Consider the following 13,405-nt stretch of genomic DNA (forward strand, 5'->3'; position numbering starts at 1 on the left):
CCCGGGCGGCCCTGCGCCGCGCGGCCGGCACGGGCGACGCCGTGGGCTTCCGTGCGGCGACGCTGTCGGCCGAGCCCGACCTCGCGCAGGCCTGGCGCGCCGACCCCGACACCGCGGCCGGCCTCGCCGCGCTCGACCGCGCGCTCTATGCGCCGGCCGGTGCCGCGCCGCCCGATCTCCAGAGACTCGCCCGCCGTCTGTCGCGCCCGGTGCGGCGGCCCGCCTCCGGCCCCGGGCCGGCCGACCGCCTCCATCCCCTCGACGGCCCGGTCGACCGCTCCCTCGACCGCCCTGCGCGGGGCTGACCGCTCCGCGAACCGTCAGTCGATCGCGATGGCGACGAGGGAGAACAGGCCGGCCAGCAGCAGGTTGGCGACGAGCACGAGGGCGATCACGGTCATGGACATCTTGTCGGTTGGGGCCGCCGGTCCGGCGCGCCGCATTCCATAGCCCGGCCGCCCGGCCCCGTCCGCAGGGCCGCCGGCGAGCCGCGAAAAGTCCCGCCGGCGATGCAGGCCGGCCACGTCACCGCGGAGCCGCAGGCAAGGGCCGACGACGCGTCCCGACCCACACGTCTTGCGTGTGCAACGCTTTCCCGCCACCATCGTTAACGAACCGTTCACGAATGGGGTGTGGCATGACGATAGGATCGATCGGCGGGGCCCTCACGGCGGCCACGAGCTTCTTCGGCCTCGGCGGCCGCCTGCGCGCGGATGCGCTCCCGGCCCGCCCGCAGGCCGACGACGACGCGTCCGAGCCGAATCCCGACGGCTTCGCCCCCGGCGAGCCCTGCTTCGAAGCCGTCGCCGAGGCCCTGGCCGAGGCGGGATACCTCGACGCCTGAGGATTTTTTCGCGTCGGGCATGCTCGGCGGGCCGCGTCGTGTATCTGCGTGCGCGAACACATGACGCCGGAGCCGCATAACGTTCTTTCTAAGAAACGCTTCGCGCGTCGCGTTTCTCTTCTCTGGCAGGCCATTTCTGTAGAAGGACCCCGTTGCCGTCCGCTCGGTTGAGGCACGCGCCGGAAGAATGATCGTGTCTTCCGCCGTGTTCCTGGGATGGGTGGACGGCGATCCACCAGTTGACAACGTTCTGTAAAACGAACGAGAACCCGACTTCTTCGTCAGGGACGGTGCCCGATAGGCCGTCGTCCCGCGGTGATGACCGGAGGATCGGCGTGAGCGAGCGGAACGGAACACGGCGCGCGGGACGGATCGGGCGTCGCACGGCGCTGGCGGGGCTGTGCCTGGCCGGCGGCCTGTTCGCGGCGGGCGGCGCTCAGGCGCAGACGGCCCTGCTCAACGTCTCCTACGACCCGACGCGCGAACTCTACCGCGACGTCAACGCGGCCTTCGCGGAGGAGTGGAAGGCCAAGACCGGCGAGACGCTGACGGTGCGCGCCTCCCATGGCGGCTCGGGCTCGCAGGCCCGCACGGTGATCGACGGCGTCGACGCCGACGTGGTGACGCTCGGCATCCCCTCCGACATCGACGCGATCGCCAAGCTGACCAAGAAGATTTCCGCGGATTGGCGCACCAAGCAGCCGAACGACGCGCTGCCCTACACCTCGACGGTGGTGTTCCTGGTGCGCAAGGGCAACCCGAAGGGCGTGAAGGACTGGGGAGACCTCGCCAAGCCCGACATCAAGGTCATCACCCCGAACCCCAAGACCTCGGCCGGAGGACGCTGGAACTTCCTCGCCGCCTGGGGCTACGCCTACAACCAGGACAACGACACGGCCAAGGCCGACGCCTTCGTCGGCACCGTCTACAAGAACGTGCCGGTGCTCGACACCGGCGCGCGCGGCTCCACCGTCACCTTCGCGCAGCGGGGATTGGGCGACGTGCTGCCGACCTGGGAGAACGAAGCCTACCTCGTGCTGCAGGAGTTCGGCGCCGACAAGTTCGACATCGTCGTGCCGCCGACCTCGATCTACGCCGAGCCGCCGGTGGCGCTCGTCGATGCCAACGTCGACCGCAAGGGCACCCGCAAGCAGGCGGAGGCCTACCTCGCCTTCCTCTACACCGACAAGGCGCAGGCGATTTTCGCCAAGCACCATTACCGCCCGTTCAAGCCCCAGGCCGCGGCCGAGGCCGACCTCAAGCAGCTGCCCGCGATCAAGCTGTTCAAGATCGAGGAACTCCAAGGCAACTGGGACGAGATCCAGAAGAAGAACTTCGACACCGGCGGCCTGTTCGACCAGTTGAGCCGCCAGGGGCGGTAAACGCTCCACGCTTTCCCTCCCCCCTCTGTGGGGGAGGGTGGGCTGCGAGCTAAGTCGGGAGAGGGGAGCGCCCTCTCCGGACTACGCGCTCCCCTCTCCCGACCCTCGCTCACGCGAGGGCCACCCTCCCCCGCAGAGGGGGGAGGGACGATCCGTCGAGGCATCATGGTCGCCCCACCCCGCCCGAAGCGGCGTTTCCGACAACCCAGCGTGATCCCCGGCTTCGGGCTCACCTTCGGCTACACGCTGACCTGCCTCGGGCTGGTGGTGCTGCTGCCGCTCGCCGCCCTCGTCGCCAAGGCCTCGGGCCTCGGCCTGTCGGGGATCTGGTACGTCGCCACCGACCCGCGCGTCGCCAGCGCCCTCAAGATCAGCTTCGGCGTGTCGCTGCTCGCCGCGCTTACCGCCTCGGTGTTCGGCTTCCTCGTCGCCTGGGTGCTGACCCGCTACCGCTTCCCCGGGCGCAAGCTCGTCGACGCGGTGGTCGACCTGCCCTTCGCCCTGCCGACGGCGGTGGCGGGCATCGCGCTGGCCTCGCTCTACGCGCCGAACGGGCTCGTCGGCGCGCAGCTGACGAAGCTCGGCATCCAGGCCGCCTACACCCCGGTCGGCATCTTCATCGCCATGGTGTTCATCGGCCTGCCCTTCGCCGTGCGCACCGTCCAGCCGCTGATCGCCGAGATCGACAAGGAGGTCGAGGAGGCCTCCGCGACGCTGGGCGCCACCCGGTGGACGACGCTGACCAGGGTGGTGCTCCCGCCGCTGATCCCGGCGGTGCTCACCGGCTTCGCGCTGGCCTTCGCCCGCGGCGTCGGCGAATACGGCTCGATCATCTTCATCGCCGGCAACCTGCCTTACGTCTCCGAGATCGCGCCGTTGCTGATCGTCATCAAGCTCTCCGAGTTCGATTACGGGGGCGCCTCGGCAATCGCCACGATCATGCTCGGGATCTCGTTCCTGACCCTGCTGGCGATCAACCTGATCCAGGCCTGGAGCCGGCGGAGGTTCGGTTATGTCTGATCTGAGCCTGACGGCCGCAGCCCCCGTGCAGGAGGATGCCGCCAACGAGGGCCGCCTCGTGCGCGGCCTGCTGATCGGCACCGCGGTGGTGTTCCTGGCGCTGTTCCTGGTGCTGCCGCTGTTCACGGTCTTCGCCCAGGCGTTTGCGCGCGGCGTCGGGGCCTATCTCGAGGCGTTCTCCGAGCCCGATGCCTGGACCGCGATCCGCCTGACGCTGACGGTGGCCGCGATCGCCGTGCCGTTCAACCTCGTCTTCGGGGTCGCCGCCGCCTGGGCGATCGCCAAGTTCGAGTTCACCGGCAAGAGCCTGCTGATCACGCTGATCGACCTGCCGTTCTCGGTCTCGCCGGTGGTCTCGGGCCTGATCTACGTGCTGCTGTTCGGGAGCCAGGGCCTGTTCGGCGGCTGGCTGCAGGCCAACGGCATCCAGATCCTGTTCGCACTGCCCGGCATCGTGCTGGCGACGGTGTTCGTCACCTTCCCGTTCGTGGCACGCGAGCTGATCCCGCTGATGCAGGAGCAGGGCAACGCCGAGGAGGAGGCGGCGCTGACGCTCGGCGCCACCGGCCTCCACACCTTCCGCACGGTGACGCTGCCCAACATCCGCTGGGGCCTGCTCTACAGCGTCCTGCTCTGCAACGCCCGCGCCATGGGCGAGTTCGGCGCGGTCTCGGTGGTGTCCGGGCATATCCGCGGCCTGACCAACACCATCCCGCTCCACGTGGAGATCCTCTACAATGAGTACAATTTCGTCGCCGCCTTCGCCGTCGCCTCGCTCCTTGCCGGACTCGCCCTTGTCACGCTCGCCCTCAAATCCCTCCTCGAATGGCGCTACGGGGCGGAGCTCGGGTCGCGGGCACGGCATTAACGCGAATTCGACCGCGATCCGCGTCGAGGGCCTGTCGAAGACCTTCGACACGGCGGCCGTCCTGCACGACTTCAACCTCGACGTGCGCGCGGGCGAATTGCTCGGCCTGCTCGGCCCCTCGGGCTCCGGCAAGACCACGCTGCTGCGCATCATCGCCGGGCTCGACACGCCTGATCGCGGTCGCATCCTGTTCGGCGGCGACGACGCGACCTTCCTGCCCGTGCAGCAGCGCGCCGTCGGCTTCGTGTTCCAGCACTACGCCCTGTTCAAGCACATGAGCGTGGCCGACAACATCGCCTACGGCCTGAACGCGCGGAAGCGCTCGGAGCGCCCGCCGGCCGCCGAGATCAAGCGCCGCGTCGGCGAGCTGCTCGACCTGATCCGGCTCTCGGGCTTCGCCGACCGCTATCCCTCGCAGCTCTCGGGCGGCCAGCGCCAGCGCATCGCGCTGGCCCGCGCCCTCGCCGTCGAGCCACGTGTCCTCCTCTTGGACGAGCCGTTCGGCGCCCTCGACGCCCAGGTGCGAAAAGACCTGCGGCGGTGGCTGCGCGAGATCCACGACCGCACCGGCCAGACCACGATCTTCGTCACCCACGACCAAGACGAGGCGCTGGAGCTCTCCGACCGGGTCGCGGTGCTCGACCGCGGCCGCCTCGAGCAGGTCGGCACCCCCGACGAAGTGCAGGAGAACCCAGCCTCGGCCACCGTGCTGCGTTTCCTCGGCGATGCGATCGAGGTCGAGGCGATCACGGAGGGCGGCCAGGTCCGCGTCGACGGCCGGCCCACGCCGGTCGTCGCGCCGGCCGGCCTGATCGGCCCCGTCAAACTCTTCGTGCGACCCTGGCAGCTGCAACTGGTGGAGCCCGCCACCGCGCATCTCACCGGCACCGTCCGCTCGTCCTACCGCAGCCAGGGCCGGCAGCGCATCGAGGTCGCCCGCCCCGACGGCGGCCTGCTGATCGTCGAGGATTCCGACGGCGAGCGCTACGCCACCGGCCGCGAGGTCGGCCTGCGGATCAACGGGGGATACGTGTTCGGGTGAGGCGCTTCTGGGCTTGGTCGGCCGTTGATATGTTCGACGAATACCGAATTTGTCGAACGCCAGGGTGACGCGATGCCGAAGGCCGCAGCGAACACGGACACAAACGGCCCGATCCCAGGGCGGAGCCGTTTTGAGGCGGTGATGGAGGCCGCCGAACGTTCCGGGCTGCTGGCCGACAAGAGCACGCGCATCAGCAGCCGGATCAGCCCGGCCCTGCTCGACCAGGCGAAGCGGCGCACGGGCATCGCGGCGGATACCGACCTCATCGCCTTCGCGCTGGACGACGACTTCGCGACCGTGTTCGAGGCGGTGGGCGGTACCGTGGACCCGGACCTGAAGCTCGGGTTCTGAGGTGGCGGATTTCGATTTCGCAGCGGCCGTCCGCTGGGCGCGCTTCGCGCCGCGCGCCACCCTCGCGCGTCGGCGCGACGCGGATCTGCCGTTTCTCGATGCGGCTCAGGTGGCCGGGTCTGCCCTGTTGCTCGACACCTGCGTCTCCATCGATCGCCTCCAGGGGCGTGCGCCGGCCGCCGTCGTCCGTGCGATCACGACGCGGCCCGTCAACCACGCGACCGTGGCCATCCAGGAACTGATGCGCACGGTCGGCGTCCTGAACCCGGACGACCCGCGGACCGTGGCGGCGGTCTCGGCGATCGGGCGGCAGATCGATGCGATGCGGCCGCATCGGGTCTTCGCTGCGGACGTGCTCGGCCGCGCGGCGCTGCTGTCCGGCATCCTCTGCCGGCTACAGGGCTATGCCGCCGACGGCCGCCTGCGCGCGCTGCAGGATTGCGTGCTGTTCCTGCTGGCGCAGAAGCTCGGGCTCACCGTTCTGACCCGCAACATCGCCGACTTCGACGGCCTGCTGCACCTGATCTCGGCCGGCCGCGTGCTGCTCTACCGGACGGCCTAAGGCGGCATCTGGGCTCGCGGCCGGGAGGCTCCCCGGCCTACGCTGCCGTCCCGTCCCGGCGCCGCAGCACCGAGTGCTTGCGGCCGTAGACGTAGTAGATCACGAAGCCGATCGCCATCCACACGACGAGCCGGATCCAGGTGTCGAGCGGCAGGCCCGCCATCAGGAACAGGCAGGACAGGATGCCGAGCAGGGGGACCATCGGCACGTAGGGCACGCGGAACGGGCGGGGCCGCTTCTTGTCCGAGCGCCGCAGGTAGATCACCGAGCCGCAGACCAGGATGAAGGCGGCGAGCGTCCCGATGCTCACCATCTCGCCGAGGATGCCGATCGGCACCAGGGCGGCCACCACCGCCACCACCGAGCCGATCAGGAGCTGGCTGCGATAGGGCGTCTGATAGGTCGGGTGCACGTGGGCGAACAGGCGCGGCAGCAGGCCGTCGTTGGCCATGGTGTAGAAGATCCGGCTCTGGCCGTAGAGCAGCACCAGGATCACGGTGGTCAGGCCGGTGAGCGCCCCGAGTTTGATCAGCGCCGAGAACCACGCGATCCCGATCACGTCGACGCCCTTGGCGATCGGATCGGGGACGTTGAGATCCTTGTAGGGCACCACGCCGGTGAGCACGGCGGCGACCAGCACGTAGAGCACCGTGCAGATCGCGAGCGAGCCGAGGATGCCGATCGGCATGTCGCGCTGGGGCGACTTCGCCTCCTGCGCGGCGGTGGAGACCGCATCGAACCCGATGAAGGCGAAGAACACCACGCCCGCCCCGCGCAGGACGCCGCTCCAGCCGAAATGGCCGAAATTGCCGTCGTTGTCGGGGATGAACGGGGTCCAGTTCGCCTGCTTGATGTAGCCGTAGCCGAGCACGATGAAGGCGATCACCACGGTCAGCTTCACCGCCACCATGATGTTGTTCAGCCGGGCCGATTCCTTGGTGCCGCGCACCAGCAGCAGCGTCAGCAGCGCGACGATCAGCACCGCCGGCAGGTTCGCGAACGCCGTGGCGTCGGAGCCGTCGGCGAGCTTCACGGCGGTGCCGGGCGCGGCGGTGAAGCGGGCCGGGATCACCAGCCCGACATCCTTGAGCAGGCTGACGACGTAGCCCGACCAGCCGACCGCCACGGTGGCGGCGCCCATGGCGTATTCGAGGATCAGGTCCCAGCCGATGATCCAGGCGAAGAGTTCGCCCAAGGTCGCATAGGTGTAGGTGTAGCTCGATCCCGCCACCGGGATCAGCGCCGCCATCTCGGCGTAGCACAGCCCGACGAAGGCGCAGGCGATGCCGCCGGCCACGAACGACAGCATGATCCCCGGCCCGGCATATTGCGCGGCCGCGGTGCCGGTGAGCACGAAGATGCCGGCGCCGATGACGGCGCCGATGCCCATCGCGATGATCGAGAACAGGCCGAGCGATTTCGAGAGCTGATGCCCGTCGCCCTCACCCCCCGCGATGATGTCCTCGACGGTCTTGCGCGCCGTCAGGCCGGAGGGTTGGTCCTTGGACGCCATGATCTCTCCGATCCACGAAGCGAGATTCAGCACCATGTCGGCCGGTCGAGGACGACGCCAGCCGCCGCTGCGGGCGATCCCCCGGTTTCGGGCCGTCCTCGGCCGAGCGTGGTTCGAACGGAACCGCAAAAATCGCGCCGCGGCGATGGCGCTTGGGTTCGAGATCGGATCGGAAGGATGGGTTCGGACAGATTGGCGCCTGGTCGGGGTGGGACGGGGGCGCCTGTCCCTACGTGGCCGCATGCTCGACATCCTCGACGTAGGCAAAACCAGGGACTGCCGGCGCAAGGAGTGCGATAGAAGGCCAGCCGCGGTGCCACGGGGTGCAGATCGGGGCCGTAACAGGACGTCTTGATGTTCCTCAGCGTATTCGACGTGTTCAAGCTCGGCCTGGGGCCGTCCTCGTCCCACACGATGGGGCCGATGACGGCGGCGGCCGACTTCCTCGACCTTCTGCGGGCCAGTCCGGCGAAAGGCGCGGCTGCCGCAGTGCGCGTGACCCTGTACGGGTCGCTCGCCTTCACGGGGAAGGGCCATGCCACCGACCGCGCGGTGTCGCTCGGCCTGCTCGGCTACCGGCCCGCCGACATCGAGATGGCCGAGGCCGAGCGCCGGCTCGAGGACCTGCGCGTCGACAAGTGCCTCGTCCTGCCGGGGCTTCCGGTTCTCGCCTTCGATCCCGAAAGCGCGGTCGCGTTCGATTTCGGGCCTCCGCTGCCCGGCCACGCGAACGGGCTCGTCGTCACCGCCTGCGACGGGCAGGGCTCGCCGGTCCTGTCCGAGACCTACTATTCGATCGGCGGCGGCTTCATCCTCACCGCCGCGCAACGCGACGTCGTCCTGCCGCCATCTTCCGACGCCGCGGACCCGCGGCTCTGGCCCTACCCGTTCGAATCGGCGGCCGCGATGCTGCGCATGGCGCGGGACAGCGGCTTGTCCATCGCCGCCATGAAGCGCGCGAACGAGGCCGTCAGCCATTCGGAAGCCGAGATCGACGCGGGGCTCGCGCGCATCTGGACTACGATGGGCGGTTGTATCGAGCGCGGGCTGTCGCGGGACGGCGAGTTGCCCGGAGGTCTTCGCGTCCGACGCCGGGCCAAGCGCATCCGGGACCAGCTGCTTGCCGAACAGGGCTCGAACCGGGAGCAGCCGCACAGCGTCACGGAATGGCTGGGCGTCTACGCCATGGCGGTCAACGAGGAGAACGCGGCCGGCGGCAAGGTGGTGACGGCGCCGACGAACGGGGCCGCAGGCGTCGTCCCCGCCGTGATCCGGTACTACCTGGACCGGTGCGTCGGCGCCGACCCGGCCCGCGTTCAGGACTTCCTTCTGACGGCCGCCGCCATCGGCGGATTGATCAAGCACAACGCCTCGATCTCGGGCGCGGAGGCCGGCTGCCAGGGGGAGGTCGGCTCCGCCAGCGCGATGGCGGCGGCCGGCCTGTGCGCCGTGCTCGGCGGCACGCCCGAGCAGGTCGAGAACGCGGCCGAGATCGCGCTGGAGCACCATCTCGGGATGACCTGCGACCCAGTCGCGGGCCTGGTGCAGGTGCCCTGCATCGAGCGGAACGGGATCGGCGCCACGAAGGCCGTCGCGGCCGCCTCGCTCGCCCTGCGCGGCGACGGCTCGCATTTCATGCCCCTCGACAACTGCATCGCGGCCATGCGGCAGACCGGCGAGGAGATGAGCACAAAATACAAGGAGACGAGCCTCGGCGGCTTGGCCGTGAACCTTCCCGAATGCTGACGACCCCGCGTCCGCCCTGGCGACGTGAGCGCCGACCAGCCGACCAGCCGACCGGCGCCGCGGCCGCCTTCCGGCCGGCCGCCGTCCGGGCTATCGCAAGGCGGCGCCGCGCGGGGCGCGGGCGACACGGAGGCAGCGACATGGGCATGGCGACGAACCCGGATCACGCCACCCGCCCCGACGTGCTGGCGGCGATCGGCAACACGCCGCTGATCCGGCTGCGCCGGGCGTCGGAGGAGACCGGCTGCACAATCCTCGGCAAGGCCGAGTTCCTGAATCCCGGCCTCTCGGTGAAGGACCGGGCGGCGCGCGCGATCGTCGAAGACGCGGAGGCGCGCGGGCTGATCCGGCCGGGCGGCACCATCGTCGAAGGCACGGCGGGCAACACCGGAATCGGGTTGGCGCTGGTCGCGTCGGTGCGCGGCTACCGCACGGTGATCGTCATCCCCGTCACGCAATCGGAGGAGAAGAAGCAGACGCTGCGGCTGGCCGGCGCCCGGCTCGTCGAGGTGCCGGCGGTGCCGTTCTCCAACCCGGACAACTACGTCCACGTCGCCCGGCGCCTCGCCGAGCGGATCGCGGCGGAAGACCCCGCCGGGGCGTTCTTCGCCGACCAGTTCGACAACGTCGCCAACCGCGGCGCGCACGAGGCGCATACCGGCCCCGAGATCTGGGACCAGACCGGCGGCACCGTCGACGGCTTCGTGTGCGCGGCCGGCACCGGCGGCACGCTCGCGGGAACCGCAGCCGCCCTGCGGGCGAAAAACCCCAAGGTCGCAATCGCGCTGGCCGACCCCGAGGGCTCGGCGCTCTACGCGCACTACACCACCGGCACCCTGAATGCGGAGGGCTCCTCGATCACCGAAGGCATCGGCCAGGGCAGGATCACAAAGAACCTCGAGGGCTTCACCCCCGACCACGCCTTCCGCATCGGCGATACCGAGGCGCTCGACATCGTGTTCGGGCTGATGCGCGCGGAAGGGCTGTCGCTCGGCGGCTCGTCCGGCATCAACGTCGCCGGGGCGATCCGGCTGGCGCGGGCGCTTGGGCCGGGCCACACCATCGCGACGATCCTGTGCGACGGGGCGGCGCGCTACGCCTCGAAGCTGTTCAACCCGGCCTTCCTGCGCGAGCGCAACCTGCCGAGCCCGGACTGGCTCGACCGGCCCGCCGACCCGCTGCCGGACTGGCACGCCTGAGCCGGCAAAACCGTCCGTCAGTTTGCGTGCGAATTATTTGAACGGAACGGATTGTCGCGGCGTTTGCACGGTCAAGCTCACGACCCGTGCGCTCCCGCGGAGACTTCCTTCATGTCGCTCGTCACCATTCTGCTCATCATCCTGATCATTCTCGCCTTCGGTGGTGGCGGCTTCCTCGGCGGCGGCGCCTACCGCGGCCCGGGCTTCGGCCTCGGCGGCATCCTGCTCATCGTCCTGATCGTTCTGCTCGTCACCGGCCGTCTCTGACGCCGGCGCGGGCGCGAAGCTCGTCCGACCGAGGTGGATGCCGGCTCGCTTGAAGGACGGGCGACCACACGACGACAAAGGGGCCTGTCGCGTGATCCGAGGATCGCGCGGCAGGCCCTATCTCGTACAGCCGAGCCCGATCACGGCGCCCCCGACTGCCGAGGCGGCGGCGCCGACGCTGCCGGCGGTGGCCGCCGACGGTTTCGTGGCGATGCCGCCCTCGGCCAGGAATGCGGCGATCACGTCCTCCGGGATCACAGGAAAGCTCGCCGGCGGCACCACGCCCGCCACCAGCCGCGGCGCGGCGGGATAGCGGGCGACGAGTCCCGCGAGGCCGCCCGCGCGGTCGAGGACCGGTGCCCCCGCCGACCCGGGCTGAAGCGGTGCCGTCACCCGCGCCTCGCCCGACATCGCAGCGAACATCGCCCCCGGGGCCACCGACACACCCGCCCCGTCGGCGGCGACCACCACCCGATCCTCGGAGGCGGAGGTCCCGTGCAGGCCCGGCAGCTTCGGTGCCGGCAGGCCGGCGGCCTCCAGAAGCGCCAGACCCCGCTCGCTGCGCAGGACCTTGGCCGGGGCGGCGCCGACCCGCAGGTTCGGGCAGGTCTCGACCACGGACGACGCGGTCAACACGCGGCCCGGCGCCACGACGAGGCCGGTGCCGACCACCTGCGGCGGCGTCACTTGCGGGGCCGTCACTTGCGAGGTCATGCCGGCCGGGGGCAGGCCCGTGGCCGGCGGTTTGGTTGCCGGCACGGCCGCGATCCTGGGCGCCTCGGCCGGCGCGTTGGGAAACGGCACGAAGCTGTTGGCGATGGCGATGACGAGGCGGTCGACGTCCGCAGCCTGCGCCGCCTCGTAGCCGATGGCGAAGCCGCGGATGCCCGCCGGTCCGGCGGCGTAGCGGAGGTAGGAACGCCCCGACGCGGTCTCGCCGGTGACCACGATGAAGTCCGGCCGCTTGAGCTTGTACGTCACCTTGCGGTCGGCGAGCGGCGCGGTCGCGCGGGCGAACAGCGCCTCGAGGTCGGTGCTGCCTGCGGGAAACGACCGGCTCTCCAGGGTCAGCCGCCCGTCGGCGCTCTGCCAGCGGGTGCCGCCGGGCACGGCGCTGCGCTTGGGCACCATCCGCTCGGGGACGCCGAGCACCGCGCCGCTCGCCGGGTCAGCCAGCACGGCGAAGCGCACGGCCTTCCGCGCGGCCTCGCCCGCGGCCAGGATCGCGGCGCGGCTCCTGGGGTCGAGGGGGTCGGCCCCGGCGGTGCGGGCGCGGGCGGCGTTCAGCGCCTCGAAGGTCCGCCGGCCGAAGGCGCCGTTGACGACGCTGTTGTAGTCGCCGGTCCAGACCAGCGCGTCCTGCAGCGCTTTGCGCTCGGCCTCGGGTAGCGCCTCGAACGCGGCCCGCATCGCCTCGAAGGCAGGGTCCGGCGCGGTGGCGGGCGCGCGCGGCGGCGGCACCTTCGGCGCCTGCGCGACGGCGGGCGCGGCGAGCAGGGCGAGGGCCACGGACAGCGGGCGGGCGGCAGACAGGGCGCGGGCGGGCATGCAGGCGATTCCCGGTGCGTGGAACGTGCCGGACGGTGGCAGAGGCCGCTGCCGATGGCCAGGGCGCAGGGCTTGCGCGGCCCTCGACAATCCGGGCGGACGCCCCACCCTCACCGCGAAGCTGAGTTCAGTGAGAGGCGCCGATGACCCATCCAGCGATCGAACCCGGCCGTGCGGCCGTCGTCACCGGCGCCGCGAGCGGCATCGGGCTCGCGGCGGCGAAGGCCTTCGCCCGGGCCGGCATGAACGTCTGGCTCGCCGACCTTCCCGGCGAGGCGCTCGAATCCTCCCGCGCCGAGGTGGCGAAGCTCGCAGCAGTGGAGGTCCGCGCCGTTGCCCTCGACGTCGGGGATCGCGCGGCGATGGAGGCGTTCGCGCAGGCGGTCGCCGCGAGCGGACCGCCTGCGGTGGTGATGCTGAACGCCGGCATCGAGGCGGGCGGCAAGCTGTTCTCCGACGCCGACACCTGGCGCCGGATCCTCGACACCAACCTGTGGGGGGTGATCAACGGCATCCACGCCTTCGCGCCGGGGATGATCGCGGGGGCCAAGCCCGGCGCCGTCATCGTCACCGGCTCGAAGCAGGGCATCACCACGCCGCCGGGCAACACGCCCTACAACGTCTCGAAGGCGGGGGTGAAGGCGGCGACCGAGGCGCTCGCCCACGACCTGCGCGGGCGGGACGGCTGCCGCACCACGGCGCACCTGCTGATCCCGGGCTTCGTCTACACCGGGCTGACCAAGGCCCGCGGCGTCGCCGAGAAACCGCCCGGCGCCTGGACGCCGGAGGAGACCGTGACCTTCCTGCTCGGTCGGATGGAAGAGGGCGACTTCTACGTCCTGTGCCCCGACAACGAGACCACCCGCGCCCAGGACGAGCGCCGGATCGCGTGGGCTGCCGGCGACATCATCGAGAACCGCCCGGCGCTCTCGCGCTGGCACCCGGATCATGCGGAAGCGTTCCAGCGGGCGATGGAGGGGTAGGCGCGCGAAGACGCGACCCGGCGTCGGATCGTCCACGACGAAAGCCCGGTGCGGGGCCGCACCGGGCTTTCGCGCGCTTC

General features: G+C 70.9%; 14 protein-coding genes and 1 pseudogene. 12 read left to right on the forward strand and 3 right to left on the reverse strand.

Translation table 11 applies throughout. The features are described from left to right. Nucleotides 1-305, forward strand: a pseudogene (locus FV234_RS26155) (hypothetical protein); the annotation flags it as partial. 15 nt (nt 306-320) lie between these two features. Here FV234_RS26155 and FV234_RS10285 read toward each other — a convergent pair. Continuing rightward, a complete protein-coding gene (locus tag FV234_RS10285; protein ID WP_147829112.1) occupies nt 321-524 on the reverse strand; it encodes a hypothetical protein in 204 nt (67 codons plus the stop codon). A 113-nt stretch (nt 525-637) separates the two neighbouring features. On the opposite strand from FV234_RS10285, the gene FV234_RS10290 reads away from it, so the two are divergent. The 7 genes from FV234_RS10290 (at nt 638) to FV234_RS10325 (ending at nt 6,069) form a co-directional block, all read left to right on the forward strand. Next, nucleotides 638-844, forward strand: a complete 207-nt coding sequence (locus tag FV234_RS10290; protein ID WP_147829114.1) for a hypothetical protein — start codon at nt 638-640, stop codon at nt 842-844. Nucleotides 845-1,233: 389 nt separating this feature from the next. After that, nucleotides 1,234-2,226: a sulfate ABC transporter substrate-binding protein gene (locus tag FV234_RS10295; RefSeq protein WP_238272442.1), complete on the forward strand. Its 993-nt coding sequence runs from the start codon at nt 1,234-1,236 to the stop codon at nt 2,224-2,226. Nucleotides 2,227-2,391: 165 nt separating this feature from the next. After that, nucleotides 2,392-3,246 carry a sulfate ABC transporter permease subunit CysT gene (gene cysT / locus FV234_RS10305; RefSeq protein ID WP_147829116.1) on the forward strand — a complete coding sequence of 285 codons (855 nt, stop codon included), beginning with the start codon at nt 2,392-2,394 and terminating at the stop codon, nt 3,244-3,246. Continuing rightward, nucleotides 3,239-4,114, forward strand: coding sequence for a sulfate ABC transporter permease subunit CysW (gene cysW, locus FV234_RS10310; protein ID WP_147753992.1), 876 nt, complete (start codon nt 3,239-3,241; stop codon nt 4,112-4,114). Before cysT ends, cysW begins: the two co-directional genes overlap by 8 nt. 16 nt (nt 4,115-4,130) lie before the next feature. After that, complete coding sequence (locus FV234_RS10315) at nt 4,131-5,156, forward strand: sulfate/molybdate ABC transporter ATP-binding protein (RefSeq protein ID WP_306422429.1); 1,026 nt, start codon at nt 4,131-4,133, stop codon at nt 5,154-5,156. Between the two features lie 72 nt (nt 5,157-5,228). Further along, nucleotides 5,229-5,507 carry a hypothetical protein gene (locus FV234_RS10320; protein ID WP_238272423.1) on the forward strand — a complete coding sequence of 93 codons (279 nt, stop codon included), beginning with the start codon at nt 5,229-5,231 and terminating at the stop codon, nt 5,505-5,507. Between the two features lies 1 nt (nt 5,508). Next, entirely contained in the window at nt 5,509-6,069 is a 561-nt protein-coding gene (locus FV234_RS10325) for a DNA-binding protein (protein ID WP_147829118.1), read from the forward strand. Nucleotides 6,070-6,106: 37 nt separating this feature from the next. Here the strand turns inward: FV234_RS10325 and FV234_RS10330 are convergent, their stop codons facing one another. After that, nucleotides 6,107-7,582: an amino acid permease gene (locus FV234_RS10330; RefSeq protein ID WP_147753994.1), complete on the reverse strand. Its 1,476-nt coding sequence runs from the start codon at nt 7,580-7,582 to the stop codon at nt 6,107-6,109. 354 nt (nt 7,583-7,936) lie between these two features. Here FV234_RS10330 and FV234_RS10335 point away from each other — a divergent pair, with 354 nt between their 5' ends. The 3 genes from FV234_RS10335 to FV234_RS10345 all read left to right on the forward strand — a co-directional run bounded on the left by FV234_RS10335 (nt 7,937) and on the right by FV234_RS10345 (nt 10,794). After that, nucleotides 7,937-9,328: an L-serine ammonia-lyase gene (locus tag FV234_RS10335; RefSeq protein WP_147829120.1), complete on the forward strand. Its 1,392-nt coding sequence runs from the start codon at nt 7,937-7,939 to the stop codon at nt 9,326-9,328. Nucleotides 9,329-9,474: 146 nt separating this feature from the next. After that, a complete protein-coding gene (locus FV234_RS10340) occupies nt 9,475-10,527 on the forward strand; it encodes a cysteine synthase A (protein ID WP_147829183.1) in 1,053 nt (350 codons plus the stop codon). 111 nt (nt 10,528-10,638) lie between these two features. Further along, nucleotides 10,639-10,794 (forward strand): hypothetical protein, encoded by a 156-nt coding sequence (locus FV234_RS10345; protein ID WP_007563230.1) that lies wholly within the window; start codon nt 10,639-10,641, stop codon nt 10,792-10,794. A 117-nt stretch (nt 10,795-10,911) separates the two neighbouring features. Here the strand turns inward: FV234_RS10345 and FV234_RS10350 are convergent, their stop codons facing one another. Further along, entirely contained in the window at nt 10,912-12,342 is a 1,431-nt protein-coding gene (locus tag FV234_RS10350) for a serine protease (RefSeq protein ID WP_147829122.1), read from the reverse strand. 143 nt (nt 12,343-12,485) lie between these two features. On the opposite strand from FV234_RS10350, the gene FV234_RS10355 reads away from it, so the two are divergent. Beyond that, entirely contained in the window at nt 12,486-13,325 is an 840-nt protein-coding gene (locus FV234_RS10355; protein WP_147829124.1) for an SDR family NAD(P)-dependent oxidoreductase, read from the forward strand. The last annotated feature ends 80 nt before the right edge of the window (nt 13,326-13,405 follow it).

It is taken from the genome of Methylobacterium sp. WL8, from assembly GCF_008040045.1.
Classification (GTDB): domain Bacteria; phylum Pseudomonadota; class Alphaproteobacteria; order Rhizobiales; family Beijerinckiaceae; genus Methylobacterium; species Methylobacterium cerastii.